This is a genomic window from Colwellia sp. PAMC 20917 (assembly GCF_001767295.1).
Lineage (GTDB): Bacteria > Pseudomonadota > Gammaproteobacteria > Enterobacterales > Alteromonadaceae > Colwellia_A.
In genome coordinates this window covers 3002057-3029014 of record NZ_CP014944.1, presented here as the reverse complement: position 1 = coordinate 3029014, position 26958 = coordinate 3002057, and the positions used below count along the sequence as shown (strand labels likewise).

The window sequence follows — 26958 nt, the reverse complement described above, 5'->3', positions numbered from 1 at the left end:
TAACTATACCTTTACCGATCACCTTATTACGTGAATGATAACTTTACTTTGCCAGCTAAATTTATCACTGGCAAGTGGCATCGAAAGATTATTTGTCCTTAGACAAACTTTATTGCCGCCTTTTGTAAATTCTCGGCATTTTTTGGTGATCCTAACTATGATTAACGTTACTATAGCGCCCTTTTTTAATGCCGTATTGGCGTGTTCTGTTGCACAAGTTTTTAAAAATCGTGCAAGGTTTTAATTTTTGGAGTTTTTATATGGTTTTTTACCCTGGTCAACGATGGATAAGTGACGGAGAGTCGGATCAAGGATTAGGCACGGTACTAACGGTTGAACACCGTTTTGTTTCTATTTTATTTACCGCTACCGGTGAATCGCGCCAATATGCCATAGCAAATGCACCATTAACACGTGTTATTTTCAACCAAGGGGATAGTATTCCTAGCCACGAAGGCTGGATGCTTATCGTTGAAGAAGTTGAAGATATTGACAACTTACTCACTTACCATGGTAAGCGCCAAGATACCGGTGAAGAAACGTCGCTAAAAGAAGTGATGATTGACCACTTTATCAAATTTAATAAACCGCACGATCGATTGCTTAATGGTCAAGTTGACCGTCTCGACTGGTTTCGTTTACGAAAAGATAGCTTGAAACACCAGCATACTCAGCAGCAATCGCCATTAATGGGTTTAAGTGGTGGCAGAGTCAGTTTAATACCCCATCAACTTTATATCGCTGAAGAAGTTGGCTGTAGATTTGCACCTCGCGTGTTACTTGCCGATGAAGTTGGTTTAGGTAAAACCATTGAAGCTGGCCTCATTATTCACCAGCAGCTCGTTACTGGACGTGCGCAACGTATTTTAATTATTGTCCCTGAATCACTTATGCATCAGTGGTTGGTAGAAATGTTACGCCGCTTTAACTTACATTTTAGTATTTTTGATAGTGAACGTTGCCAAGAAATAAAAAACTCAGGTGAACAAGAAAATCCATTTAGTACTGAACAACTCGTTTTGGTTAATTTAGATTTTGTTACCAAAAATCCACAGTGGTATGAAGAGCTCATTGCTGAGGACTGGGATTTAATGGTAGTTGATGAAGCTCACCACTTAAATTGGCATCAAGACAACCCAAGCATTGAATATTTATGTATTGAGCAACTAGCCCAAACTATCCCTGGGGTTTTGTTATTAACAGCAACACCAGATCAACTTGGTCATGAAAGCCACTTTGCACGTTTACGCTTGCTTGACCCTGACCGTTTTTTTGATTATCAAAAATTTACAGAAGAAGAAAGCCATTATACTGAAGTCGCCAATGCCGCCAATGCCTTGGTTGCTAAAGATGCTTTGTCGCCAGCACAACAAGCAACATTGACTAAGCTATTAAAAGAAACCGATATCAGTCAACATTTAATAAATATCAATATAGCATTGCCCAGCGATAATGAAATCCTTGCGCAAGATGCATCACGTGAACAAGTGCTAACACAACTACTCGACCGTCATGGCACAGGCCGTATTCTTTTTAGAAACAGCAGAAATACCATAAAAGGTTTCCCTGAGCGTGAATTGCATTCAACACCTTTAGCTTTACCAGAGGCTTATCAAGAGCAAATCAATGAGTTTTTATTATCGGATACTAGTGAAAATTTAAAAACCTTGGCTCAAGCTAAACAAGTTTTTACGCCTGAAATTCTGTTTTCGTTAAACAGCCATGAAAATTGGACGGATATCGACCCCCGTGTTGACTACTTAATCGAACTATTACAAACATTGAAAAAAGAAAAGTTATTGGTCATTTGTGCGCATGCACAAACTGCGATTGACTTGGAAGCGGCGTTGCGCGTAAAAGAAGGTATTCGTGCAGCGGTCTTTCATGAAGGTTTGAGTATATTCGAACGCGACAAAGCCGCTGCTTATTTTGCCCAAGACGAAGACAGTGCACAATGTTTACTCTGTTCTGAAATAGGCAGTGAAGGTCGAAACTTCCAATTCGCTCATCACTTAGTGTTATTCGATTTACCTAGCAACCCCGATCTTTTAGAACAGCGCATTGGTCGTTTAGACCGTATTGGACAAACACAAACCATTCGTTTGCATGTCCCCTATTTTACTGACTCTGCGCAAGGGTTACTTTTTGACTGGTATCAAAATGGTTTAAACGCTTTTGAACATACTTGTATCACTGGCCGAGCAATTTTTGATAAGTTTGGTGATAAACTGTTTGATTTAGCCTTAACGGCGCAGTGGCAGTCGACAGCCGCAGAAAAGTTAATCGATGAAAGTCATGATGAGCACTTAACCCTTAAAGCGGAATTAGAGTCAGGACGGGATAAGTTACTAGAGTTACGTTCTTCTGGTCAAGGCCGCTCACACCAACTAGTTAAAGAAATTTCAGCTCTGGACCAACAAATTGAATTACCACAATTTATGTTTCAAGTACTTGATGTTTTTGGTATCACTCAAGACGACAAGTCAGATAATGCCATCGCTTTACAGCCTAGTGAGCACATGCTTTGTGGTAATTTCCCTTGCTTGCCTGATGATGGTACAACCATTACTTTTAACCGAGATACTGCGCTAGCTTGTGAAGATTATCACTTATTAACTTGGGACCACCCTATGGTGCGCGGCGCAATGGATTTAGTGCTCAGTGATCAAACGGGTAACTCGAGCATAGGTTTACTGAAGAACCCAGCATTGCCGGCAGGAACATTTTTTATTGAATGTATTTTTACTATCGAAGCGACCGCTCCCAATCACTTACAGCTGGGTCGTTATTTACCGACGACACCCATACGTGTTTTGGTTGATAAGAATGGCACTGACTTGGCAGACAAAGTGGGTGAAAATGTTCTAGACCAACAGCTTGCACCCGTTAAAAAACAAGTGGCGCTTCAATTGGTTAAAGCTTTGAAAGATCAAGTAACACCGTTAGTAGCAAAAGCTGAAGCGCATGCTAAGCCGCAAGTTTTGAGTATTCAAGAAAAAGCCCTAGCCAATATGCATAAAACACTAGATGCAGAATTTCAACGCTTAACTGCACTAAAAACCATCAATCCAAGTGTTCGCCAGCAGGAGCTCGACTTTATCAAAGTACAACAAAGTGAATTAAGCCACTACATAGGTAAAGCACAGTTGAAATTTGAAGCAATACGTTTAATAGTGGTGAGTAACTAACGATGTCAAGCCAACACGAAACTCCAAACGATCAGCAGGCACAACAAAAAGTTGTGCCTATGGCGCCAAACCCTGAGTTTGTTTATTGCCCGCCTATGTCGCCTTATCTTGATATAATTTATCGCGACGATGATATTGTCGTGCTCAACAAACAAAGTGGTTTATTAACCGTTTCAGGTCGCTTACCCGCTCATAAAGATTGTTTACAAAGTCGAGTGAATAAAGTGCTACCAACGGCAACGGTAGTTCATCGATTAGATATGGCAACATCGGGTATATTGATCATGGCGTTACATAAACCTGCACATGTCGCAATTAGCCGAATGTTTCAGCAACGAGAAACGAAAAAAAGCTATATTGCCCGTGTCTATGGTCATATGAAAGATGATAATGGTTCGGTCGATCAACCGCTTATTTGTGACTGGCCAAATCGTCCACGACAAATGGTTGACCATGAACGTGGTAAGCAGTCGTTGACCCATTACCGAGTATTATCACGCGATACTGATGCTAACTCGGTACCAAGTACCTTAGTTGAATTAACCCCGATAACAGGGCGTTCTCATCAACTACGTGTCCATATGTTATTTTTAGGCCACCCTATTTTGGGTGACAGATTATACTCACATGAGTCAGCGGTTACGGCAAGTGCACGGTTATTATTGCATGCGCAAATGTTAGAGCTCGCTCATCCATGTATAGAAAAGACACTCACTTTCAAAGTTCCTTGCCCGTTTCTTTGATAAGCATTTTTTCTGGTTAAGAAAATAAAGTATTTGCCGATAATTGATCATACGTCCATTAAACAATTTTCGGTAAGTACTCACCGCCTATAATTTTAAGGAACCTATGTCTTTACGTGTTTTAGCTTCATTAATCATTTTCTGTCTATTTAGCCTTGTTACTATTAACAGTTATGCATTGTTATACCAAGAAGAAAATAAAACCGAAAAGCCAAAAGTTCCAGAGCAACAAGAGGCGACAAAAACAGCAGATGAATCCGGTGATGCCAGTAAAGTAGCTCCTAAAAAACGTCCAGAAATTTTCGCCCCTATTAATTCGCTGCTGCAACAAGAACAAGATCTGACTCATTACCTAACGGCTGAAAAAATAACGCCTATGTTAGCTGGCGCTCAAGACTTTATTACCATTATCAATGAAAATACCGCCAGTAATCAAAAAGGGGTAATGATACTGCTCCCTGACTGGGGAATGAGTGCAAAAAGTAGCAACGCTTTAAATTATCTACAAAAAGTACTGCCTAGCCAAGGTTGGACAACCATAGCTATTCAGCCACCAAGTATCCCTTTAGGTTACCCTTCTCGCGCATTGAAGCGATCAATTCAACTCGAAGAGGATGATAAAACCTTACTGGCACACAAAGAGCGTTTGACCGTACTGATGACGGCGGTGATGGAGAAAGCTAAAAATTATCCCGGTATATTTGTTGTGGTATCAAAAGGCAGTCATGCCATATTACTGGCCAATTTATACAGTACCGGCAAACTTCAATCGCCGAGTGCTATGGTCATGCTTAGTGGTTATATGAATACTGCAGAGCAAAGCCTCTCCTTTGCTAAAGCACTGGCGTCCAGTGAGTTTCCTGTCTTAGACATCTATCTGTCAAGAGAGCAGCAATTAGCAATCTCTGCCGCTAAAATTCGTAAAGCACAAGCAGTTAAAGAAATGAAAGTCTATTATCGACAAACTGAACTGCACAATAATCAAATTGGCTATTACCCTGAAAAAGCGTTATTGAGGTCAATAAATGGTTGGCTTAAATCTATTGGTTGGTAACATTAGCTATAAGCTCAAGCGCTGATCTCAATAAATTATTACCCCGTTAGCTGCAATCAACAAAAAGCCCCCGCTGAAGTTATCCTCAGCGGGGGCTTTTTAATCGTTAATAAAAATTAATTTATTAGCTAACTATTATCAGCAAAGCGATTAGCACTTATAGCTTAAACTCTTGCACTGACTGTTGTAATTCTTCAGCTAACTTAGCGACTTCATTACTTGATTGTGCCGTTTGCTGTGCACCTGCCGTTGTTTGTTCGGCAATGGCAACAATAGACTCTAAATTAACGCTAATCTCATGGGCGACGACACTTTGTTCTTCAGCAGCTGCGGCAATTTGTGTACTTTTATCAAATGCCTCATGAACCGAATGAGTAATAGTTTGCAGCGCTTTCTCAGCTTCTTCGCTCTGCTCTACACAATTTGCTGCTTGCTTTTTACCCGTATCCATAACGCCAACAGCTCGTTGTGCACCGGTTTGCAGTACCTCAATCATGTTTTGTATTTCTTGTGTAGACACTTGCGTTCTACTAGCAAGCGTTCTTACTTCATCAGCAACTACGGCAAAACCACGACCTTGTTCTCCGGCACGAGCAGCTTCAATAGCTGCGTTTAATGCCAGTAAGTTAGTTTGCTCTGCTATGCCGCGAATGACGTCAAGAATACCACCGATAGAAGCACTGTCTTGCTGTAGTTTATTAATAACTTGTGCTGCTTCTTCAACTTCGTCAGCAAGTAAGCCGATAGTTTGGCGATTGCGTTCAGAAATAACCTTTATACGCTTGGCTTCGTCATCGGCTTGCTTTATTTCGCCTAATGTATCATTAGCACTTGATAGTACGCTTTGAGAAGTACTGCTCATTTGCGTAGTCGCAGAAGCGGCTTGTTCAACTTGTGAGCGTTGTTCTGCAATAGCAATGGTACCTTGTGCGGTTACCGCTGAAGTTTCTTCTGCGGCAGTTGCTAGTTGTGTAGAGCGACTAACAATCCCTTGAATAAGCGTACGCAAACTATCAATTAATAAATTACAGTTACGTGATAATTCAGCAAATTCATCTTTACCCGTTTCATCTAACTTATGAGATAAATCACCAGAAGCAACGATGTTAAGCATTTTATTAACCAAAGACAGTGGTCGGGTGATACTAAGCAGTGTAAACCAAGCAATACCAATTGCGGCAACAATTGAAAAAATCATAATACCTATGGTTTGTGAATTACCATCGGCCACTTTTTCTTGAACAAGTTTACCAGCCGTCATCGCAGTTTGATTGGCTAAATCGACTTGTTTTTCTAAAATGGCATTGGCTTTTTTAATGTCACGTTCTGCAGCATCTAAGTTTTCTGTTGCAAGTTTAAGGGCAATGAGTTGTTTATCTTTGTGAGAAAAAATATCATTATTAGAGTTAATTAATTCAGTTAATTCACTCAAAGCAACAGACAAATCATCAGCTACATCTTCGGCGCCTTGATTAGATAACTCGGATATAATGTCGGTAAATGATTTATTTACATCAACAAAGCTATTGGATATTTGATTACCGACTAAATCTGTTGACGACCTATCGATTAAACCTCTATATTCTAGTGCTGAGCTTACTAGTCCATTAAGTAAGGTTTCAATACTTTCACCTAAGCTAACAGCTCGCTGAAGCTTAGTGTCAGCTAAGTCATGGTCGGCAAGGTCTAATAACATCGTAGCTGCATCATCAGCTTTTTCTTCAAGGTTAGCTATTTTTTCTCTTAAAATAAGCGCTTGGTTAATACTGGCTTGCCTATTACTAAAAACCAATCCTATTTCTTTTTCGAGTTCTGCATAAACTGAATCGACTTGACCTAGATTAGTTAATAAAGAGTTTTCATTTCGCACCACTTGCTTTAATTTTTTCAGCTCAGTAGTAAAGTCATCTTTATCTTGATTATATGCCGTAAGATTATTATTAAGTGGCGTTAATTCTGTTTGATAGTATGCACGTAAAGTAAGGTTACCTATTTGGGTTAAGGTGTTAGCAAGCTTGTTACTCCCTTTTAATGTTGGGATCGCCAACTCACTTTGTTGTACAGTAGAGCCTTTAATTATGTTCAAATTCCATAGAGATATAGCACTAGTTATTACTAGTAAGACTGCAATAATGGCAAAACCACCCATTATTTTCATTGCTACCGTTAAATTCATAAATGTCACCGTGTAAATAGATAGTATTGGGTACGAGTGTAAACTAAATTAATTGCTACTTCCTTGAATGCAGGCCTATATTTTCAAAGCCAATAATCATAGCTTATTTGTCATTATTGTCGATTAGATTATCGGTTAATATGGTCAAAAACTTAACCAATAATTTTATTATAACAAGCTTAAGCTATTTTTCACCTTTAGTTATTGCTTTATCATAAGTTTTTTTATTTCTGTTTTACGCTGTGGCAAGGTTCAGTAAACAACTGCTTGTCAGACCATCGTAATAACGTTAGATGTCCGCCCCAAACACAGCCAGTATCTAATGCATAAAGATTGTCAACAGGACAGTGCCCCATTAATGAAGCCCAATGACCAAATATCCAACTATAATCTGTTTGTTTTTGGGTAAACTTAAACCAAGGTTTTATATGGGCTGGTGCTTGCTCAACAGAAAGCTTACATGAAAACTCTAAGCCATAATCGAGTTGGCAATAACGCATTCTGGTCAGTGAGTTAACAGTCACTCGAAATTTTTCATCGGCAGATTTGGCCAAAGACCATAGATTGGGCTCTTCGCCATACATTATGGCTAACCAATCATTTCTTAGCGCTGATGCTAGCTTGATATTAACATCTTTTGCTTGTTCCATAGCTTCTGCGGGTGTCCAAAAGGGTGGCAAACCAGCATGACTCATATAAACATTTTCATTGGGTAACTTTTGGATAAGCGGTTGACTAGCAAGCCAATCCATTAGCTCATCAACGTCTGCAGCAGCTAATAATTCATCGAAAAAATCGCTAGCTTTCGCTTTTTTCAAGCCACCATAAATCGCTAATAAGTGCAGGTCGTGATTACCTAAAACCACTCGAGCACTATTACCCAGAGCTTTTATGTATCTCAGCGTTTTTAAGGAGTCTGGACCTCTAGCAACCAGATCACCCGCCAGCCAAAGCTGGTCAGTTTCAGGCGAAAAGGCAACTTGGGCAAGTAAGGCGCGTAGTTCGTGGTAACAGCCTTGAATATCTCCGACAAAATAGATGGCCATAAACTAAGCGTCGCCGTTAGTTAAGAATGTGCGGCTGAGCTAAACCAAAAACAGGTATTTCAACTTGTTGCAAGTCTTTATCATCACTTAGCATTTGGTAATGGCCCTGCATAGTACCGACCGGGGTTTTTAAGATACAACCACTGGTATAAGTGTACGTGTTGTCTGGCGCTATGATCGGTTGCTTACCAATAACACCTTCACCGGCAACGGTAGAGGTCTTATTGTCACCATCGGTAATCAACCAATAACGAGACAATAATTTAACCGGTTTATTACTATTATTGGCAATACTAATCGTATAACTAAATACATAGTTCTTTTCGTTTTCAATCAATTGTGAGGCAATATACTCAGTTTTAACGCTGACCGAAATATCATATCCCATAGAAATTGATTCGACTGTAGTTAATGTTGAATCTTCCATCATAACTCAACCGGGTTATCAGTTAAGAAATTTGCCAGTTTGATATAATCTGTGATCGGTAAGTTCTCTGCACGAAGCCTTGCATCAATACCTAAAGCGGCTAATTGTTCAACCGTAAACAATTTTTTAAAACTATTGCGTATCGTTTTTCTACGTTGGTTAAATGCCGCCAAACAAACTTGGTTAAGCGATTTAATATCTTTTACTGGATTTTTAATCTCACCATGAGGAATTAATCTCACGATAGCAGAATCAACCTTAGGCGCTGGCTTAAAAGCTTCTGGGCCTATTTGCATAACAGGGATAACCTGACACTGATATTGCGTCATGATTGAAAGTCGACCATAGGCTTTACAATTTTCACTAGCAGCCATGCGTTGAACAACTTCTTTTTGCAGCATAAAGTGCATATCTTTCACGCTATCTTTAAACGTTAAAAGATGAAAAATAAGTGGCGTAGAAATATTGTAAGGTAAGTTGCCAAAAATTCTTAAAGGTCGTTCTGCGGTCGCTATCTCACTAAAATCAAATTTAAGAGCATCCGCTTCGTAAATAGTAATTTTATCAGCAATAAAAGGATGATGGCGTAAACGATGGGCAAGATCTCTGTCAAGTTCGACAACAGAGATAGCACCGGCTCGGTCAATAACCGGTTCGGTTAATGCACCTAATCCAGGACCAATCTCGATAAGATTTTCTCCAGGCTCAGGGTCGATAGCATCAACAATTTTACTGATCACACCTTCGTCATGTAAAAAGTTTTGTCCAAAGCGTTTTTTGGCCTGGTGGCCTAGATGAGTTTTATTATTCATGATTGATTATTTGCTAATTTAATGGCTGTGGTGATTGCTTCAATAAAGCTTCCTGGGTCAGCTAAGTTGGTACCCGCTAATTCAAGTGCGGTACCGTGATCTACCGAGGTTCGAACAAAAGGTAAGCCTAAGGTAATATTAACCGAAGCGCCAAAGCCTTTATATTTCAAGACTGGCAAGCCTTGATCATGATACATAGTTAAAATGGCATCAGCATCACTTAAGTACTTCTCCTGGAAGATAGTATCAGCGGGTAATGGCCCAATAAGCTTGATGCCTTCATCTCTGAGTACATTTAAGGCTGGGATCATCACATCGATTTCTTCTCGACCTAGATGCCCATCTTCTCCCGCATGAGGGTTTATGCCACATACGTAGATTTTAGGCTCTTTAATACCAAATTTATTAATAAGATCGGTATTTAAAATACGGGTGACTTTTTGTAAACGTTCTGCGGTGATCGCTTTAGAAACATAAGCTAAAGGAATATGCGTTGTCACTAAGGCAACTCTTAAACCTTCTGTCGCCAACATCATCACGACATCGGCACAATTAGCTTGGCTAGCAAAATATTCAGTATGACCACTAAAAGCGATACCCGCTTTATTAATTAAGCCTTTATGTACGGGGCCAGTGACAATAGCATCGATTTCACCAGAGATATTTTTTTCACTGGCAATTCTTAATGTTTCAATGACATAACTACCATTTTCAGCATTAAGCTCACCAGGAATACAAGCCTCAGCCATATCGACAGACAATATAGTAAGTGTCCCGGCTTTTTGAGGTTTAGCGACTTTCGAGCCATCATAATCAATAAATGTTATTGGTAAGCCTAAAACATCAGCGCGCTCTTGCATTAACTTTTTACAAGCAATCACCACAAGCTCAACGGGCCAATCTTGCTGGGCAATGAAGATGGTTAAGTCTGGGCCAATTCCTGCAGGTTCGCCTGGCGTGATAGCTATACGCTTTGTCATTATTTTGTATCTCGACTAAAAATCTCTACATAGGCTTCATCACGAAGCTCTTTAATCCAACGCGCACTTTCTAAACCAAACTTTCTATTGAATAAAATGCGACGAGCTTTGCTTTCATTCATTTGTTCTGTCGCATCAAGTGTTCTTCGACCCGTTAATTGCGCTAAATGCCAACCAAATGAAGTTCTAAAAGGTTTATGCATTTCATCTACCTTTAATCGCGCTAACGCCGCCTTAAAAGTAGGATCGTAAACATCAGGGTCTGACCAGCCTAAATCACCACCTCGCACTGAGGTAGGTCCGTCTGAATACTCTTTAGCTAAGTCGCCAAAATCAGCTTCACCTGCGTTAACTCTGTCCATAAGGCCTAGTAAAATACTTTCAGCTTTGGCTTCACTTAAGATAACAGAAGGTTCAATCAATATGTGGCGTGCTTTGACTTCTTCTACTTCAACGATTTGTAAACCACGAATATCTATAATTTTTACAATACTAAAACCTAAACCGGTACGGATAGGTCCTAAAATTGATTCTTTTTTCTCGCCATCAACAATTGATGAGAATAATGTCGGTAATTCATTGATATTTTTCCAACCTAAATCGCCACCTTCTAAGGCATTTGAACCGCCTGAAGAAGCAATAGCAATTTTTGCAAAGTCACTGCCGTTATTAAGTAATTCAATCACTTTTTCAGCGCGAACTTTAGCGGCATTCATATCATCTTGTGTTGGATTCGCAGGGAACTCAATCAGAATGTGTCCCAGACGATATTCAACATCCGTATTAATTTTTTCTTCCATAGAAGAAATCAAATTAGCCACGTCTTGTGGTGAAACATAAATACGGCGACTAACACTATTGCGGCGTACCTCGCCAGAAATAAGTTCAGTTCTGACTAGTTCACGATACTTATCGTAATCTGTGCCGTCTTTAACAAGATTCTGACGAAACTGGTCTAACGTTAGTTTTTCTTCTGTCGCCATATTCGTTAGCGTTTCATCAAGTTGTGCATCACTCACTTGCACACCCATACGTTCGCCTAACTGAGTGATCAACGCATCGTTGATCAACTTTTCAGTGACCTGCGTTCTTAACGCTTTATCTGATGGTAAACTTTGATCATTTTTTAGTGCTTGTTTTTTTATGGTTTCGATTAGGTCTCTTATTTCAGATTCCAAAACAACACCACCATTTACAATGGCTGATACTCGATCAAGTTCAACTTGTTGTGCTTGTACTGGAAAAAAAGAAGTTACCGTCAAAGCGCTTGTTAAAAGTAAAAATTTCAATGATTTTTTCATGTATCGTCTATTTCTTATATTTAATTATTGAGAAAGTAAGGGCGTTTGTAGCCAAATATACTTGAGTTGAACATATCTGTAATGTCTTTTGTTCTCATGCTAAATCTTAGCATAAAACCATTGTTGAATTCATCGCGATTTTTATTATTACTCGATGGTTCATCAAAGTTTGCTGTAATATAACGATGATAAGCAAAACTCAGTGACCAACAGCAACTTTGGTACTGTAAACCCGCATAAGTTTCTATGCTTCGGTTTTGCTGTAAATCTTGAGTTACTCGGCTAATAACTTGCCAATTTTTATTTATACTGACATTCCCCGCTAAAGAGAGTTGTTCTAATGTCATACCTGAGACATCACGAGTGTATCGATGGTTCAATTGTATTGTTTGATTTTCACCAAAAAGATAATCAATACTGGTTTGACTCTTGTTGGTAACATCATCTTCTGTATTATATTGAATGTCACTACTGAATTGCCACCTACTATTTATACGAGCGTAGACTTCTACCGCTAATGCCGATGCATCGGCTACAATTCCTTGGTTTTCCTCAAAGGTAAAATTACTATCATTAAGATAAACAATTCGTCCTAAGCTGACTCTAAGTTGTTCTTGATTGGCACTGTCGAGTAAACGACTCGTTATTCCCCAAGAATATTGATTAGCTTGAGCTATCCTATCTAAACCACTAAAACGTTTATCACGAAATAGACCGTTATAGTCATCTTGTAGTGTGGTTGTATCATATAGCCCTATATTACTTTGATCTTTTTCAGGAATATAAAGATATTGCAGTTGCGGCTCTAAGGTTTGTGTAAAACTATTTCCCCAAAAATGACTTTGCCTATCAAAATTAACCCCACCATGAAAACGGACTTTAGGTAATGTTCTACTTACACTTTCTTCAAGCTCACTTTCCAAAGGAATATTGTCTTGTAGGTAATGGGTTTGTAGTATTTTAAATTCTGAATTCAAAAACCAAGCTGGCGTAACCAAAGGGAAGGTTAAACCCGCTTCAACATGATAGCGCTGTGCGGTTACTTGAGTTTTATCGGCATTGTCAAAGTTGGTGACTTCAGAATAGACGTCAAATAACCCGTCTAAAACATCAATTTTTTGATGGCTGGCAAGTTCAAGTTGTGCAAGCGCTTTATAGTTTGTTTTATTATCGCCGAGTACCTCAAAGTCTTGTAATTTTACCTTGGCTTGCCAACTATCCGCAAAATAAGCTAATTCACCTGTTTGATATAAGTAAGCATCATTATCATTGTAGTGCTTACTACCAATATCAACTAAATAGTTATCATCACTAATTGTCGTGTAGTCAATGGAAGCACGAAATCGCTCTGAAAAGGTGCCAACATGTTGCATACGCACTAAATATCGTGCATCGGTGTTATCTTCTTGCTCATTGTCTTGATCTAGATATTCGAGATCAAATTGTCCTTGTTGTTCATCATGCAAATAACGAAATTCTGTCATTAATTGACTGCCACGCTTTAACATGTATTTTGGGGTAATCGTCGCATCAATATTAGGGGCAATATTCCAGTAATAAGGAATTGACGTGGTAAAACCTGATTTACCTGAATTACCAATTTCAGGATATAAAAAACCAGATTGTCTATCATCACCAATAGGAATCGTAAAATAAGGTAGGTACAACACCGGCACATTAAAAACTGAAAACCTTGCATTATAAGCTTCTAAATAACGTTCATCTTTAGAAATATTAATTTCGCTGGCATTCATTTGCCAATCAGGTGAAGCGCCGTAACAAGTCGTAAAAGACGAGTCAATTAATGACAAGGTACCTTCTCTAGACACAGCAATAATACCAGCACCACCGTGTCCTGCTATTCCCGCAAGTTGATACTGAGTATTTTTCAAGGTAGTCGCGCCAAGCGATTCACTTATATTCAATTGGTCAGCAAAAATGTCAATGCCTTTATTTTGAAAATGAATATCGCCCGTGGCCTTAACCGATGAACTTTCTCTATTAAGCTCAACCTCATTAGCAAGAATTGTCTGCTGACTGTTAATCAACATGACATTGCCGGTAAATTTAGCGACTTTATTTTTATTAATACCCGATTTATCAGCTAAAATAGTGATCGCTTTACTCTTTTCAATAGATTGAGTAGCGGTTAACTGTGGGTAAGTCGGTATAGGGCATTGAGCCATACCATCGAGAATATCGGTAACTTGTTGAGCAACACTATATTTAGCCATTGATAAACAAGTAATTATTAAAATTAAATAGCGCGGAAATGACATTAAAAGTCCGATAGATGAATGATTAAAGCAAGAAAGATGAAAGCGAGCCACATTTTATACTCAAACACTTAGATAATATAGCAATTTTCTTTAGGGTGCTAATTCGGTATATTGGTAATACGGGTTGGCATTACTCATTTATGCCCTCACCTAAGATAACTATTAGTACCATTTACTTGAGGAATAGAAAACTTGCCAAGCTCTCGAATTCAAGCGTTACACCTATGGTTGGATAAACAATTTTCAGGCGAAGATATTCAATTGACCCCCTTAACTGGCGATGCTGGCTTTCGCTGCTATTATCGTTTTGCGATAAAGGGTCGTTCATTTATCGCCGTTGATGCCCCTAAAGATAAATCTAATAACGCGGCTTTTGTTTTTATGCAACAGAGCCTTAAGGATAATGATGTCTTAGTGCCTGAAATTATTGCGGCTGATTTATCACTAGGTTTTCTTTGCTTAGCTGATTTTGGTGAAACGCTATTAGCTGATATTTTATCGACTGAAAATATCATTTTTACCTATCAAAAAGCTATCGATATTTTACCAAAAATTCAGTCTTCATTGCCTAAGAACACTCAAGCATTACCCCATTATGATCAAGCATTTGTTGAGCTTGAACTCAATATTTTCTCACAATGGTTATTAACTGAGCACTTATCAATTATATTAACTGCTGATGAGCAACAGCAGTTAACAGACTGCTTTTCACTATTAACAGAAAATATGCTGAGCCAACCGCAAGTCTTGGTGCACCGAGATTACCATAGTAGAAATATTATGGTCCTCGAGGATAACAATTTCGGCATTATTGACTTTCAAGACGCTGTCATTGGTCCTATCACTTACGATATCGTCTCGTTACTCCGTGACTGCTACCTGAAATGGCCAAACGAGTCTGTTTCATTGTTACTAAACCGCTACATAGATATGATGACAGAGCACTATTCATTAAACGATATCACTCGCCAGCAATGGCAGCGCTGGTTCGACTTAACTGGCTTACAACGCCACATTAAAGCGAGTGGTATATTTGCTCGTTTACATCATCGCGATAATAAAAGCGGCTACTTAAAAGATATTCCGCTAACACTTAGCTACCTTGTTGAGATCAGTGGACAATATCCTGAATTAGCCTCTTTACATCAGCTTTTATTAGTGAAAGTACTGCCTGCGATGCAAAAACTTAAAGCAGGTACATTAGCATGAAAGCGATGATTTTAGCCGCTGGTCGTGGTGAACGTATGCGACCCTTAACGGATCATTGTCCAAAACCTTTACTCAGAGTAGCTGGGATCCCGCTAATCGAATACCATATTAATAAACTCGCCCAGTGTGGCATCACAGATATTGTTATTAACTATGCCTGGTTAGGAGAGATGATCGTTGACTATTTAGGTGATGGTAAAAAATTCGGGGTTAATATAAGCTACAGTCCGGAAAATACTGGTGCACTTGAAACAGCTGGCGGTATTATTCAGGCGCTACCTTTATTAAGCAATAATAATGATAATGAAGCCTTTATGCTGATAAACGGCGATATATTTACTGATGTTAACTTTGCTAACTTACCGAAATTAGCCAAAGACCAGTTAGCGCATATCTGCTTAGTTAACAATCCTGATCATAATATAAAAGGTGATTTTATTTTTGATAACAATCAACTCACCAATATTGTAAATCAGTCAGAATCAACACAGAAAAATACTTACACCTTCAGTGGAATTAGTTTATTTCGCGCTGATTTTTTTAAAGATAAAAATACCATGTCGGTATTAAAGCTTGGTCCGATGCTCAAAAGCGCGGTTAGCGACGGCAAGGTTTCAGCCAGCATACTTGATTGTGCATGGACCGATGTTGGTACGCCAGAACGTTTAGCGTATCTAAATAGATAAGTTAATCAATTAATAACACAAACAGGTAATATTGATAATGAGAATATGGGGAAAACTTTTAGGCTTTATATTTGGTTTTATGCTGAGTAAAAACCTACTAGGTGCATTAATCGGCATGTTTATTGGTCATAACTTTGATAAAGGTAGAGGGCTTAATTTTAATAACCTTTCAGGCTCGAAAAGCTCAGAAAGTGAACGCCAGAGCGCATTTTTTTACACTTCTTTTTCAGTGATGGGCTACATGGCAAAAGCGAATGGCTTAGTGTCTAAGCATGAAATTGAATTCGCCAATGCTTATATGGACAAATTATCGTTGCAAGGAGAGTCAAGACAACAAGCCCAAGATGCCTTTAGAGAAGGTAAAATGGCGGGTTTTCCACTCAACGATAACCTTGCCAAATTCAAACAAGTTTGCGGAAATCGTCATGATTTATTATTGCTCTTTTTAGAGATTCAAATTCAAGTCGCTTTTGCTGATGGTCACTTAGACAGTGATGAACGCCAAGCCTTACACACCATAGCGCAGCAATTAGGCTTTTCAAGTAAAGAGCTTGATAGACTCTTAGAAATGATTATCGCTGGTGCACAATTTCATCAAGGTCAATCAGGTAAAAGCTCTCAATCTCAATTAGAGAATGCCTACAAAGTGTTGGGTGTTGCAGCAGACACACCTGAAAAGGATATTAAGAAAGCTTACCGAAAGTTAATGTCGCAACATCATCCTGATAAGTTGGTTGCTAAAGGTTTACCACCAGAAATGATGGAAATTGCCAAGCAAAAAGCACAAGATATTCAAGGGGCATACGAGTTAATTACTAAAAACAAATAGCCGCTAATGCTTGTTATTACCAGCAGAGATTAGTGGCTAGCTTGCAAGCCACTCAATAAAAAACGCATACTAGCGTATGCGTTTTTTATTCTTTAAAGTGTTTATTTTCGTTGATAAACACAAAAATCCACATCAAAACTATTTTTGTCATCGGCACTGAGTTTAACACTACTGGTTAGTTGCCAATCTTCCACCGTATTGTATTCAGGAAACTGAGTGTCGCCATCGATATCGGCTTTGATATGAGTAATGTAAAGACGGTTAGCCAGGGGCAAACAATGGCTGTAAATAGCACCACCACCAATGACCATCACTTCGTCTACTTCACCCGCTAGTAGCAAAGCTTGTTCGACTGACGTAGCACTGTCTACCCCATCAGCGTGGTAGTTTTGGTCACGTGAAATAACAATATTTTGTCTACCGGGTAAAGGACGACCAATAGATTCATAGGTTTTTCGCCCCATAATAATTGGCTTACCTAACGTCGTTTTTTTAAAATAGGCTAAATCAGCGGGTAAGTGCCACGGCATATTATTATCTTTGCCAATAATACGGTTATCAGCGTGGGCGACAATCATCGAAAGTAGGGTCATTAACATGGTCTCTCTAAAGGGAATAATTCACTATTTGCTTAATGAAATAACTCATTATTGTTTCACGGGCTTATTTAACATCACTCATCAGGGGATGATAGCGATTTACCCCCTAAAAAAAAGCTCAAGTAAATTATACTTGGGCTTTTTTATAACAACTAACTAAATGAACAGTGAATAATTACTTACGATATTCAACTTCTACATCGTATTCATCTTCATCCCAGTCTTCGTCACCTAATTCGTCTTCAACGCCGGATACCGCTTCTTCGTGGTAAGTATCCCACTTGAACTCAACCGTTTTATCTTCAGGTGTTTCTTCGATTTCTGGAGGAAGCCCTTCGATAAAAGTCATTACGCCTTGCGTTAGGTCAGCGGTACCAAATTTATTGATAGCAGAGACACTTCGTACTTCGCCAGTCCAATTTAAGCCAGCAACAATACTATCTGTTAGCGCTTTCGCTTCATCTTCTAACATTAAATCAAGCTTGTTAAACACTAACCAGCGCGGTTTAGCAAAAAGTTTTGCTGAATGGCGCTCTAATTCACTGATAATAGTTTTAGCGTTTTCAAGAGGATCAGAACCATCGGCAGGCATTACATCAACAAGATGTAATAAAATTCGACAACGCTCTAGATGCTTAAGGAACTGTGTACCTAAGCCTGCGCCTTCTGCTGCGCCTTCAATCAAACCAGGAATATCAGCAATAACGAAACTACGTTGCGTATCTAGGCGAACGACACCTAAGTTTGGCGCCAACGTAGTAAAGGGATAATCTGCAACTTTAGGTCGAGCCGCTGAAACACTGCGTATCAAAGTAGACTTACCTGCATTAGGTAAACCTAACAAACCTACATCAGCGAGTAACAATAGCTCAAGTTTAAGACTACGTATTTCGCCCGGTGTACCATCGGTTTTTTGGCGAGGAGCGCGGTTAGTACTACTTTTAAAACGCGTATTGCCTAAACCATGCCAGCCGCCTTTAGCCACTAACATTTTCTGTTCATTGCGGGTTAAGTCACCTAATTGTTCACCGGTGTCTACATCCATAGCACGTGTACCAACAGGTACTTTCAAAATTAAATCTTCTGAACCTTTACCCGTACAATCACGACTTTGACCATTTTGACCGCGCTTAGCACGATGAAAACGCTCGAAGCGGTAATCAATTAAGGTATTCAGGCTTTCGTCAGCCATTAAATAAACGTCACCGCCGTCACCGCCGTCACCACCATTAGGTCCGCCGTATTCAATGTACTTTTCTTTTCGAAAACTTACACAACCGTTGCCGCCGTCTCCGGCCTCAACTCTAATTTCAACTTCATCAACGAATTTCATGGTGCTTTGAAACACTCCAAGATTAAACTATTGCCTTATTATAAGTTATTTTTTGCACTTACGAAAACAAAGTTATTTTTTATACAAAATGAATACCCTTTGAACTAATTAAAGTTACATCATTAAAGGTAAATAAATTTTCAATAACAAGGCGCTTGATTAAGCAATAGCTGACTATTGGGATTGAAGCAACGAAGTTATTGACTATTTAGGTCATTTAAAAATGAGTCGTTAATTAGTGCAATGAATATTAGATACTCAAGTAATTAAGTATCAAAAAAAAACCCTGCTTAAAGCAGGGTCTTTATTAAGTTTGAGTAACGTTACTAAGCAACAATACTTACAAACTTACGGTTTTTAGGACCTTTAACATCAAATTGTACTTTACCATCAGTTAAAGCAAATAATGTGTGGTCTTTACCAATACCCATATTTGTTCCAGCGTGGAATTTAGTACCACGTTGACGAACAATAATGTTTCCAGCTAATACAGCTTCGCCACCAAAACGCTTAACACCAAGGCGTTTAGCTTCTGAATCGCGACCATTTCGTGTACTACCTGCAGCTTTCTTATGTGCCATTTTAAATCGCTCCTAATTAGCCGTTAATGCCAGTAATTTTCACTTCAGTGAACCATTGACGATGGCCCGCTTCTTTACGTGAATGCTTACGACGTTTAAATTTAACAATTTTAACTTTATCAGCACGGCCTTGATTTACAATCTCAGCTACTACTTTACCACCAGCAATGTAAGGCGCGCCTACATTAACGGCTTCGCCGTCAGCGATCATTAAAACGTTATCGAATTCTACTGTTGCACCAATTTCAAGCTCAAGCTTTTCAAGGCGAACTGTTTGTCCTTCAGTTACACGGTGTTGTTTACCGCCACTTTGGAATACAGCGTACATACCTACTCCGTAAAGCGTCATTTTATTTAGACGCTAGATTTTAAAATATAGGGCGCGAATTCTACGCGAAGATTTTTATTCAGGCAAGTCTAATTCGCATCTATTTCTATTTAATTTACTTATCGATAAACTATTCCGCTACAGCCCTTTATTGCTAAATAATTTCGTGTAAACTCATGCTTCATAAAATCTCTCAAATACAACAACAAAGGTAGCTATAGCCTTCTATGGATATCAAACACATACAAGCCCTCGCTCAACAAGATATGACAGCGGTAAATAATGTTATTTATGCGCAAATAAATTCTGACGTTGCGTTAATTAATCAGCTTGGCGTTTATATTGTCAATGCCGGTGGAAAACGCATGCGTCCCATGTTAACGGTTCTCGCCGCACGTGCTTTTGGTTATCAAGGTAATGATCATATCTCTATTGCCGCCATTATTGAGTTTATTCACACCGCGACCTTATTACATGATGATGTTGTTGATGAATCAAACATGCGTCGTGGTCGAGAAACCGCTAATGCACTATTTGGTAATAGCGCCAGCGTACTCGTTGGTGACTTTCTTTATACTCGCTCTTTTCAGATGATGACCAAGTTAGGCAATATGAGAATAATGGATATATTGTCTGATACCACTAATATTGTTGCCGAAGGTGAAGTCTTGCAGTTAATGAACTGTAATGACCCTAACACCACCGAAGAAAGTTATTTTCAGGTTATTTACTGCAAAACAGCGAAACTGTTTGAAGCCGCAACCCGTTTAGCAGCAGTTATTGCCGGGCAAGATGAAAAAACTGAAAAAGCGATGCAAGAATACGGTAAATACTTAGGCACTGCTTTTCAATTGGTTGACGATATTATGGACTACACCGCCGATGCCAAAGCGATGGGAAAAAATATTGGTGATGATTTAGCTGAAGGCAAGCCTACTTTACCATTACTTTATGCCATGAAGCACGGTAATGCGCAGCAAAAGCAGCTAATAAGCGACGCTATTGAACATTGCAATGGTATGGAGCATTTAGACGAGATACTCGCTGCAATGGAGCAAACAGGCTCTCTCGTCTACACACAAAAGCAAGCCGAGCAAGAAGCGGATAAAGCCATTGATGCGTTAAAAATACTGCCCGAGTCTGAACATAAGCAAGCGCTGATATCTCTGGCCCATATTGCTGCAAATAGAAGCGTATAATGATGAAGACCCATTTTGGCTTTTATCTTAATCTTCTTGCTATTTTGTTATTTATTCCAGGGATATTATTACCGATGTTCTCTTTGAGCATGGATGTTAGCGCCACTATTGCTGGACCTGCGTTGACCTCAGAGTTAATTAACAAAGAGCTTTCCCTGTTAACTACAATTCAAGAGCTGTGGCAAAACGATCGTATATTAGTGTCTGTGCTCATTTTTATTTTCTCTATTTGTATTCCTTTATTGAAAACGGCCTTAGTAGCTTGGTCTTATTTTAAAAGGAAGACTCAATTAGAAAGAAAAATCATTAGCTTTGTTGGTGCAATTGGAAAATGGTCAATGGCTGACGTTTTTGTTGTGGCGATATTCCTAGCTGTTTTGTCGACTAACCATGCAGAAACAGCAAGCCAACAAACGTTAAGTATTATGGGCTTTAAACTCAATTTAATGATCAGCAGTGAAACACTGTCGGCTGTCGGCCCTGGTTTTTATTTCTTTTGTGCTTATTGTTTACTGTCATTAGTTGGTACGCAGCTGAGTCAAAGTGGTCTAAACAAAAGCCAGCTTAACGACTAGTCCTTTAATCTGTTCATCGATATTATCTGTAACAGCATTATCATTGATTATTTTTAGAAATAAAAAAACCGCTAGTCTTTACAGAGCAGCGGTTTTTTTTATTGCAAAAACATCAGCCAATAAATATAAATTTACTGAATGAGGCTAATGCTAACGTTCAACAAATTAACCTTTGATGAAGTTAATGCCTTCAGTAATGTCAGCTTTTAATGTGTCTAACATATCAACTTTCGCTTTTTCTTCAAAAGCACTTAGTTTACCGTAAGATAAAATTTCGCTAACGCCATTTACGCCTAAACGTACCGGTTGTGCGAAAAATTGTGCATCTTCACCTGCGCCTTCAACGTAAGCGTAATCAACCACGTCTTCGCCTTGTAAACCTTTAACTAAAGACATACAAAAACGAGCTGCAGCAGCGCCCATAGATAAAGTAGCAGAACCACCACCGGCTTTAGCGTTAACAACTTCAGTACCTGCGTTTTGAATGCGAGGTGTTAAAGCAGCAATTTCTTCATCAGTAAAAGTAACACCTTCAACTTGTGAAAGAAGTGGTAAAATAGTGGTACCTGAGTGGCCACCAATTACTGGAACTTTAACTTCAGCAACGTTTAAGCCTTTTAATTCAGCAACGAACGCTTCACTACGAATAACATCTAGCGTAGTAATACCAAAGACACGAGCCGCGTCATAAGTACCTGCTTTTTTGAAGACTTCAGCAACGATAGGAACCGTGCCGTTAACTGGGTTAGTAATAATACCAACTAACGCTTTAGGACAGTTAGCAACAATGCCTTCTGCTAAAGTTTTAATAATGCCCGCATTAACAGCGAACAAATCAGCACGATCCATACCTGGCTTACGTGGCATGCCTGCTGGAATTAAAACAATATCAGCACCTGTTAATGCGTCGCCTAATGCGTCAGCACCAAAACCTTCAACTTTAACAGCTGTAGGTATGTGTGATAAATCAACAGCAACACCTGGAACAACTGGTGCTACGTCATACAAAGATAGCTCAGAACCCGCTGGTAATTGGGTTTTTAATAATAATGATAACGCTTGGCCGATTCCGCCAGCAGCGCCTAAAACAGCAACTTTCATTTGATGTCTCCGGTAGTTAAAGAATATTTGAGTAAATACGTAAATTTTCGTGCCCAAAAGATATAGCATCGGCCACTAAAAAACAATTAATATTAAACTATATATGGCATTAGGATACCGTATAATACTTTTAATGAAATAATACTTAGGTCTTACTTCCTCATCATTAAGAATTTAAGATTAAAAAAAGTGTAGTAGAAAAATAACAAAGAGTACCGTTAAATTATGACAGTTTCACAAAAACAAGAAGCATTAACACAAGCTTTTAAAGATTTATTAAAGCAAGAGCAGTTTGGTTCTCAAGGCGATATAGTTGATGCGTTGAAGAAACAAGGTTTTGATAATATCAGCCAGTCAAAGGTTTCACGTATGCTCAGTAAATATGGCGCAGTTCGCACCCGTAACGCTCGCCAAGAAATGGTTTATTGTTTACCGGCTGAACTAGGCGTTCCAACAGCAAAAAGCCCTTTACGCCAACTAGTGATAGATATTGAATACAATGAAGTCATGATTATTGTTAGAACAAGCCCAGGCGCTGCCCAGTTAATCGCTCGCTTACTTGATAGTTTAAGTAAAAGCGATGGAGTACTGGGTACGATTGCTGGTGATGATACTATTTTTATTGCCCCAACCCATGTTGGACAAATAAAAGAAACCATTGCTAAATTAGAGTTACTGTTTTCAAGAAACTTAAATTAAGCTAAGTTTGCAGACAGTTAGCCAGAGTAATATCGCAATTTTATCGCTTTATTAAAGTGCCAACTTAGCTAAAAAATTCAAACTTGGTGCAAAAAAAGATGCGCCAGTTTCTGCTTGGGTATATTTAAGTAGGTGGTCAAAATGACCATGAGCATCACTTTGAATCATGGCTTTTAACATCATCTCAAATGGCTCAGGCGAGCGGCAATAAGAAACAAAAAACAAGCCCTGTAATTTCATATCACCATACGGCATACTTTGTCGTACTATTTCGATAGCGTTACCGTCTTCGTCTTTAAGGTTTACTCGCTTAGTATGCGCGGTCGCTGGTTTATTTTCATTGGAATATTCTTCATTGTCCAGTTTTGTTCGTCCAAAAATATCTTCTTGGTCTTTAACCTTTAAGTTATCCCATAAGTTCAAATTATGGCGATAACGTTGAATATGTAAATAACTGCCCGCCGCAAATTCTTCACTCTCTTCATTAGCAATTAGCGCAACTTTGCGGCGGTGTGAACCTTGTGGGTTTTCTGTGCCGTCGACAAAGCCCGTTAAGTCACGACCATCAAGAAACCTAAAGGCACGCACTTGCTCAGCCAGTTCAACGCTGTTGGCTAATAAAGAACAAACCTTGGTACTAACAATATGGTTAACGTCTGCACGGTCGCTTCTTATTTCGATATAAAGATCATAACTATCAGCCGGAGCTGCGCGATCATCACATTCAAGCGCGGAAAAAGGCTTTAAATTTTTAGGTCTTCCCTGTGGATACAGCTCATCCCAATAGTTAGCACCAATGGCAATAACACCAGCTAAATTGGATTCTGAAAAACGATCAGCGTAATGATCGAATAAGGCAGGTAATCGAGATAGTGCGTGACGAACATGAGCATTTTTATCATCTAAAACATTAAACATCAGATAATAACCGTGCAAACTAGGTTCTGCGCAAATACCGAATTGTTCTCTTGCCATCAAAATTCCCAAAAATGTAATGTATATTAATATTTCAATTTTACACAGTTTCTTAAAATTCACAGTAAATCATTTACGATAATAAAATAAGATAAAACCGTGTTGCTTTTTACAGCTATGCTAACGCACCTTTATTAGTATCGGCGCAAGTACTGATAATTTCTCTGCTGCTAAAAGTATTAGCCTTTATTTTGTACATAAAAAAAACAGCCCTGAGGCTGTTTTATGATTTATCTTGTTAATATAGATAACACTAGTTGGTATTAAGTAAACTCAGGGTAAGCTTCCATACCACAATCTGATTTATCCATACCTTGATACTCTTCTTCTTCAGTTACACGAATACCCATAACTTTCTTAAGTACATACCAGACCACAAAACTTGCACTAAATACCCAGACAAAGATAGTTGCTGCACCGATTAATTGTCCACTAAAGCTTGAAGCAGGGTTAGTAAGAGGAACAAGCAGTAAACCAAATAAACCAACGACACCATGTACTGAGATAGCACCTACTGGATCATCTATTTTCAGTTTATCTAAACCAACCACTGACAAGACAACGATGATACCAGCGACCATACCAAACAAGGTTGCTTGCAATGCCGTCGGTGTTGAAGGCTCAGCAGTAATAGCGACTAATCCCGCTAATGCTCCGTTTAATGTCATGGTTAAATCTGCTTTTTTAAATAGTAATTTAGCAAAAATTAACGCGGCGATAGCGCCACCAGCAGCCGCTGCATTGGTATTTAAAAAGACCATAGCAACTGAATGTGAACTGTTGATATCGGCAAGCTTTAAAACTGAACCACCGTTAAAGCCAAACCAACCCATCCATAAAATAAACGTGCCTAATGTCGCCATAGGTAAGTTAGCACCTGGAATGGCATTAATACGACCATCTGCTCCATATTTACCCTTACGTGCGCCAAGTAACAAGACACCCGCTAATGCTGCTGATGCACCTGCCATGTGGACAATACCCGAGCCAGCAAAATCAGAAAAGCCTAAGTCACCTAAGGTGTACAAGCCAAAGACAGCATTACCGCCCCAAGTCCAGCTACCTTCAAGTGGATAAATAACGGCAGTTAACACAACGGTAAAAATAAGGAATGCCCATAATTTCATGCGTTCAGCGACGGCACCAGAAACAATCGACATCGCTGTTGCAACAAAGACCACTTGAAAGAAGAAGTCAGACGCTTTGGAGTATATAGCTCCGCCATTAAAACCATCTTCACGGCCAGAGAATTCTTTTAATACCGCATCAGCATCGACTGTTTCGATGCCAGATAAGAAGAAACCACCACCGTACATAATTTCGTAACCGCAGGCCAAATACATCATGCAAGCAATAGCATAAAGCGCAACGTTTTTAGTCAAAATTTCTGTAGTATTTTTTGCACGCACTAAACCGGCTTCTAACATAGAGAAACCCGCGGCCATCCACATAACAAGAGCACCACATATCAAGAAATAGAAAGTGTCCATTGCATATTGTAATTGAAAAATATTTTGTTCCATGATTTACCCCTTAAATAGCTTCAACATCTTGCTCACCAGTACGAATACGTACAGCTTGCTGTAAGTCATAGACAAATATTTTACCATCGCCAATTTTACCTGTGTGCGCCGACTCGGTAATTGCTTTGACTAAGCGTTCAACAACATCATCATTGACAGCAATTTCAAGTTTCACTTTCGGTAAAAAGTCCACTTGATACTCAGCGCCACGATACAGTTCGGTATGACCTTTTTGTCGTCCAAAACCTTTTACTTCACTGACAGTTAGTCCTTCAACACCTATTTCAGAAATTGCTTCTCTGACATCATCCAGTTTGAAAGGTTTTATTATTGCGTTAACCATTTTCATTATTTTTAGCCTTATTTATGATTTGTACATAACAATACAAATGTTATGCCAAAGACTAAAATACATATTATTCATAAGGTTAAAATAAATAATTAAAAAAACGCTGTTAACAAGCACTTTATTGGTGCATGAAATTTTATCAATGACAGTAATTGGTGCATGATTTAATTAGCACCGCTACTTAAGTTGAGAATTCACGGCAACCTGAGAATTAATTTTAGAATTTTGTTTATGCTCAATGTTAAAATTTATATCGACAGATAAAAAATGAAGCTAATTACACTGGATAAATACTTCTAGGTGGACCCATCTGTGGGTTCGAGTTTATTTCTAAATTTTTTCCTGCATAGTTAAACTCTGCAAATATGTGTTTATTAAATAATGATAAAGATAAATTAAGAGTTAATTTAAGAAGCTGAGTCATTAAATAAAAATAGCTTTAGACGCGCAATTCACATCTTTTTTTGGCACTTTGGAGATAGTAGACTTGATAAATATCACTAATGGCTATGGTAACTTTGCGGCATTAGTGAGCCTGTGATAATTACTTTAACCAGCATTATGATGTTCTACTGCTAAGACTTTCTTAGTGCGCATTGCTGAAGCTACAACACCGCTATAGCTACTGTAAGCTGTAAGCTGTAAGCTGTAAGCTGTAAGCTGTAAGCTGTAAGCTCATTACTGTCGTTAAAAAGTCATCTTGCAACGCTAATTTTTGACATATTGAAGATGTTAGCATTTGATAATTTATACTGAAGATAGTTGTATGTTTTGGTTGAGACGGACATGGACGAAAAATCAAATGATGCTAACCGTTTTCTGATGGCTGCCGCTCTCCATACATGAATTAACTGTTTATTGATGATAACCAATTAAATTTACCATTTCGGTAATTAGGATGGAATATCAATTACAAGTAAACTAATATCAAATTACTCTACACTTGCATACGCCTAATATTATTTC

Annotated in this window: 24 protein-coding genes; 9 read left to right on the top strand and 15 right to left on the bottom strand. The window is 38.8% G+C overall.

The window, feature by feature from the left end; translation table 11 throughout:
- Positions 1-260 precede the first annotated feature (260 nt).
- The 3 genes from rapA to A3Q34_RS13040 all read left to right on the top strand — a co-directional run bounded on the left by rapA (position 261) and on the right by A3Q34_RS13040 (position 4985).
- On the top strand, positions 261-3188 hold the full coding sequence (gene rapA / locus A3Q34_RS13050; protein WP_070375750.1) for an RNA polymerase-associated protein RapA: 2928 nt from the start codon (positions 261-263) through the stop codon (positions 3186-3188).
- 59 nt (positions 3189-3247) lie between these two features.
- Positions 3248-3931 (top strand): pseudouridine synthase, encoded by a 684-nt coding sequence (locus A3Q34_RS13045; RefSeq protein ID WP_070377158.1) that lies wholly within the window; start codon positions 3248-3250, stop codon positions 3929-3931.
- 106 nt (positions 3932-4037) lie between these two features.
- Positions 4038-4985: a DUF3530 family protein gene (locus A3Q34_RS13040; protein WP_070375749.1), complete on the top strand. Its 948-nt coding sequence runs from the start codon at positions 4038-4040 to the stop codon at positions 4983-4985.
- A gap of 157 nt (positions 4986-5142) precedes the next feature.
- Here the strand turns inward: A3Q34_RS13040 and A3Q34_RS13035 are convergent, their stop codons facing one another.
- From A3Q34_RS13035 to A3Q34_RS13005, 7 genes are all read right to left on the bottom strand, one after another.
- Positions 5143-7161, bottom strand: coding sequence for a methyl-accepting chemotaxis protein (locus tag A3Q34_RS13035; protein WP_070375748.1), 2019 nt, complete (start codon positions 7159-7161; stop codon positions 5143-5145).
- A gap of 224 nt (positions 7162-7385) precedes the next feature.
- Entirely contained in the window at positions 7386-8207 is an 822-nt protein-coding gene (locus tag A3Q34_RS13030) for a symmetrical bis(5'-nucleosyl)-tetraphosphatase (RefSeq protein WP_070375747.1), read from the bottom strand.
- A 16-nt stretch (positions 8208-8223) separates the two neighbouring features.
- Positions 8224-8637, bottom strand: coding sequence for a Co2+/Mg2+ efflux protein ApaG (gene apaG, locus A3Q34_RS13025; RefSeq protein ID WP_231907355.1), 414 nt, complete (start codon positions 8635-8637; stop codon positions 8224-8226).
- Complete coding sequence (gene rsmA / locus A3Q34_RS13020; RefSeq protein WP_070375746.1) at positions 8634-9446, bottom strand: 16S rRNA (adenine(1518)-N(6)/adenine(1519)-N(6))-dimethyltransferase RsmA; 813 nt, start codon at positions 9444-9446, stop codon at positions 8634-8636. Before rsmA ends, apaG begins: the two co-directional genes overlap by 4 nt.
- On the bottom strand, positions 9443-10426 hold the full coding sequence (gene pdxA, locus A3Q34_RS13015; protein WP_070375745.1) for a 4-hydroxythreonine-4-phosphate dehydrogenase PdxA: 984 nt from the start codon (positions 10424-10426) through the stop codon (positions 9443-9445). Before pdxA ends, rsmA begins: the two co-directional genes overlap by 4 nt.
- Complete coding sequence (surA, locus tag A3Q34_RS13010; protein ID WP_070375744.1) at positions 10426-11727, bottom strand: peptidylprolyl isomerase SurA; 1302 nt, start codon at positions 11725-11727, stop codon at positions 10426-10428. The genes pdxA and surA overlap by 1 nt, the downstream gene beginning before the upstream one ends.
- Positions 11728-11747: 20 nt before the next feature.
- On the bottom strand, positions 11748-13961 hold the full coding sequence (locus A3Q34_RS13005) for an LPS-assembly protein LptD (RefSeq protein WP_231907354.1): 2214 nt from the start codon (positions 13959-13961) through the stop codon (positions 11748-11750).
- A gap of 237 nt (positions 13962-14198) precedes the next feature.
- On the opposite strand from A3Q34_RS13005, the gene A3Q34_RS13000 reads away from it, so the two are divergent.
- The 3 genes from A3Q34_RS13000 to djlA are packed head-to-tail and all read left to right on the top strand — an operon-like array spanning position 14199 to position 16730.
- Positions 14199-15215, top strand: a complete 1017-nt coding sequence (locus A3Q34_RS13000) for an aminoglycoside phosphotransferase family protein (protein ID WP_070375742.1) — start codon at positions 14199-14201, stop codon at positions 15213-15215.
- Positions 15212-15901 carry an N-acetylmuramate alpha-1-phosphate uridylyltransferase MurU gene (murU, locus tag A3Q34_RS12995; protein ID WP_070375741.1) on the top strand — a complete coding sequence of 230 codons (690 nt, stop codon included), beginning with the start codon at positions 15212-15214 and terminating at the stop codon, positions 15899-15901. Before A3Q34_RS13000 ends, murU begins: the two co-directional genes overlap by 4 nt.
- 37 nt (positions 15902-15938) lie before the next feature.
- Entirely contained in the window at positions 15939-16730 is a 792-nt protein-coding gene (djlA, locus tag A3Q34_RS12990) for a co-chaperone DjlA (protein WP_070375740.1), read from the top strand.
- 101 nt (positions 16731-16831) lie between these two features.
- Here djlA and folA read toward each other — a convergent pair whose 3' ends face one another.
- The 4 genes from folA to rplU form a co-directional block, all read right to left on the bottom strand.
- Entirely contained in the window at positions 16832-17323 is a 492-nt protein-coding gene (gene folA / locus A3Q34_RS12985) for a type 3 dihydrofolate reductase (protein ID WP_070377156.1), read from the bottom strand.
- Between the two features lie 181 nt (positions 17324-17504).
- On the bottom strand, positions 17505-18662 hold the full coding sequence (gene cgtA, locus A3Q34_RS12980) for an Obg family GTPase CgtA (RefSeq protein WP_070375739.1): 1158 nt from the start codon (positions 18660-18662) through the stop codon (positions 17505-17507).
- Positions 18663-18988: 326 nt separating this feature from the next.
- Complete coding sequence (gene rpmA / locus A3Q34_RS12975) at positions 18989-19243, bottom strand: 50S ribosomal protein L27 (protein WP_070375738.1); 255 nt, start codon at positions 19241-19243, stop codon at positions 18989-18991.
- A 16-nt stretch (positions 19244-19259) separates the two neighbouring features.
- A complete protein-coding gene (gene rplU / locus A3Q34_RS12970) occupies positions 19260-19571 on the bottom strand; it encodes a 50S ribosomal protein L21 (RefSeq protein WP_070375737.1) in 312 nt (103 codons plus the stop codon).
- A 227-nt stretch (positions 19572-19798) separates the two neighbouring features.
- On the opposite strand from rplU, the gene ispB reads away from it, so the two are divergent.
- Together ispB and A3Q34_RS12960 are read left to right on the top strand one after the other, a co-directional pair.
- Positions 19799-20770: an octaprenyl diphosphate synthase gene (gene ispB, locus A3Q34_RS12965; RefSeq protein WP_070375736.1), complete on the top strand. Its 972-nt coding sequence runs from the start codon at positions 19799-19801 to the stop codon at positions 20768-20770.
- Positions 20771-20772: 2 nt separating this feature from the next.
- Positions 20773-21345 (top strand): paraquat-inducible protein A, encoded by a 573-nt coding sequence (locus tag A3Q34_RS12960; protein WP_197517699.1) that lies wholly within the window; start codon positions 20773-20775, stop codon positions 21343-21345.
- A gap of 165 nt (positions 21346-21510) precedes the next feature.
- Here A3Q34_RS12960 and mdh read toward each other — a convergent pair whose 3' ends face one another.
- Positions 21511-22446: a malate dehydrogenase gene (gene mdh, locus A3Q34_RS12955; RefSeq protein WP_070375734.1), complete on the bottom strand. Its 936-nt coding sequence runs from the start codon at positions 22444-22446 to the stop codon at positions 21511-21513.
- Positions 22447-22671: 225 nt separating this feature from the next.
- Between mdh and argR the strand changes: the two genes are divergently transcribed.
- Positions 22672-23145, top strand: a complete 474-nt coding sequence (gene argR / locus A3Q34_RS12950) for a transcriptional regulator ArgR (RefSeq protein WP_070375733.1) — start codon at positions 22672-22674, stop codon at positions 23143-23145.
- Positions 23146-23196: 51 nt separating this feature from the next.
- Here argR and A3Q34_RS12945 read toward each other — a convergent pair whose 3' ends face one another.
- The 3 genes from A3Q34_RS12945 to A3Q34_RS12935 form a co-directional block, all read right to left on the bottom strand.
- On the bottom strand, positions 23197-24120 hold the full coding sequence (locus A3Q34_RS12945) for a Dyp-type peroxidase (protein ID WP_157470986.1): 924 nt from the start codon (positions 24118-24120) through the stop codon (positions 23197-23199).
- Between the two features lie 263 nt (positions 24121-24383).
- Positions 24384-25643: an ammonium transporter gene (locus A3Q34_RS12940; RefSeq protein WP_070375732.1), complete on the bottom strand. Its 1260-nt coding sequence runs from the start codon at positions 25641-25643 to the stop codon at positions 24384-24386.
- Between the two features lie 10 nt (positions 25644-25653).
- Entirely contained in the window at positions 25654-25992 is a 339-nt protein-coding gene (locus tag A3Q34_RS12935; RefSeq protein WP_070375731.1) for a P-II family nitrogen regulator, read from the bottom strand.
- Positions 25993-26958 lie beyond the last annotated feature (966 nt).

Excerpts from the sequence above, each read along its gene's own strand:
- cgtA (WP_070375739.1), bottom strand. The coding sequence starts at position 18,662 with ATGAAATTCGTTGATGAAGTTGAAATTAGAGTTGAGGCCGGAGACGGC.
- A3Q34_RS13040 (WP_070375749.1), top strand. The coding sequence starts at position 4,038 with ATGTCTTTACGTGTTTTAGCTTCATTAATCATTTTCTGTCTATTTAGC.
- argR (WP_070375733.1), top strand. The coding sequence starts at position 22,672 with ATGACAGTTTCACAAAAACAAGAAGCATTAACACAAGCTTTTAAAGAT.
- rplU (WP_070375737.1), bottom strand. The coding sequence starts at position 19,571 with ATGTACGCTGTATTCCAAAGTGGCGGTAAACAACACCGTGTAACTGAA.
- folA (WP_070377156.1), bottom strand. The coding sequence starts at position 17,323 with ATGACCCTACTTTCGATGATTGTCGCCCACGCTGATAACCGTATTATT.
- murU (WP_070375741.1), top strand. The coding sequence starts at position 15,212 with ATGAAAGCGATGATTTTAGCCGCTGGTCGTGGTGAACGTATGCGACCC.
- ispB (WP_070375736.1), top strand. The coding sequence starts at position 19,799 with ATGGATATCAAACACATACAAGCCCTCGCTCAACAAGATATGACAGCG.
- pdxA (WP_070375745.1), bottom strand. The coding sequence starts at position 10,426 with ATGACAAAGCGTATAGCTATCACGCCAGGCGAACCTGCAGGAATTGGC.
- djlA (WP_070375740.1), top strand. The coding sequence starts at position 15,939 with ATGAGAATATGGGGAAAACTTTTAGGCTTTATATTTGGTTTTATGCTG.
- A3Q34_RS12935 (WP_070375731.1), bottom strand. The coding sequence starts at position 25,992 with ATGAAAATGGTTAACGCAATAATAAAACCTTTCAAACTGGATGATGTC.
- surA (WP_070375744.1), bottom strand. The coding sequence starts at position 11,727 with ATGAAAAAATCATTGAAATTTTTACTTTTAACAAGCGCTTTGACGGTA.
- A3Q34_RS12945 (WP_157470986.1), bottom strand. The coding sequence starts at position 24,120 with ATGGCAAGAGAACAATTCGGTATTTGCGCAGAACCTAGTTTGCACGGT.
- rpmA (WP_070375738.1), bottom strand. The coding sequence starts at position 19,243 with ATGGCACATAAGAAAGCTGCAGGTAGTACACGAAATGGTCGCGATTCA.
- apaG (WP_231907355.1), bottom strand. The coding sequence starts at position 8,637 with ATGATGGAAGATTCAACATTAACTACAGTCGAATCAATTTCTATGGGA.
- A3Q34_RS13005 (WP_231907354.1), bottom strand. The coding sequence starts at position 13,961 with ATGGCTAAATATAGTGTTGCTCAACAAGTTACCGATATTCTCGATGGT.
- mdh (WP_070375734.1), bottom strand. The coding sequence starts at position 22,446 with ATGAAAGTTGCTGTTTTAGGCGCTGCTGGCGGAATCGGCCAAGCGTTA.
- A3Q34_RS13035 (WP_070375748.1), bottom strand. The coding sequence starts at position 7,161 with ATGAATTTAACGGTAGCAATGAAAATAATGGGTGGTTTTGCCATTATT.
- A3Q34_RS12940 (WP_070375732.1), bottom strand. The coding sequence starts at position 25,643 with ATGGAACAAAATATTTTTCAATTACAATATGCAATGGACACTTTCTAT.
- rapA (WP_070375750.1), top strand. The coding sequence starts at position 261 with ATGGTTTTTTACCCTGGTCAACGATGGATAAGTGACGGAGAGTCGGAT.
- A3Q34_RS13045 (WP_070377158.1), top strand. The coding sequence starts at position 3,248 with ATGGCGCCAAACCCTGAGTTTGTTTATTGCCCGCCTATGTCGCCTTAT.
- rsmA (WP_070375746.1), bottom strand. The coding sequence starts at position 9,446 with ATGAATAATAAAACTCATCTAGGCCACCAGGCCAAAAAACGCTTTGGA.
- A3Q34_RS13030 (WP_070375747.1), bottom strand. The coding sequence starts at position 8,207 with ATGGCCATCTATTTTGTCGGAGATATTCAAGGCTGTTACCACGAACTA.
- A3Q34_RS12960 (WP_197517699.1), top strand. The coding sequence starts at position 20,773 with ATGAAGACCCATTTTGGCTTTTATCTTAATCTTCTTGCTATTTTGTTA.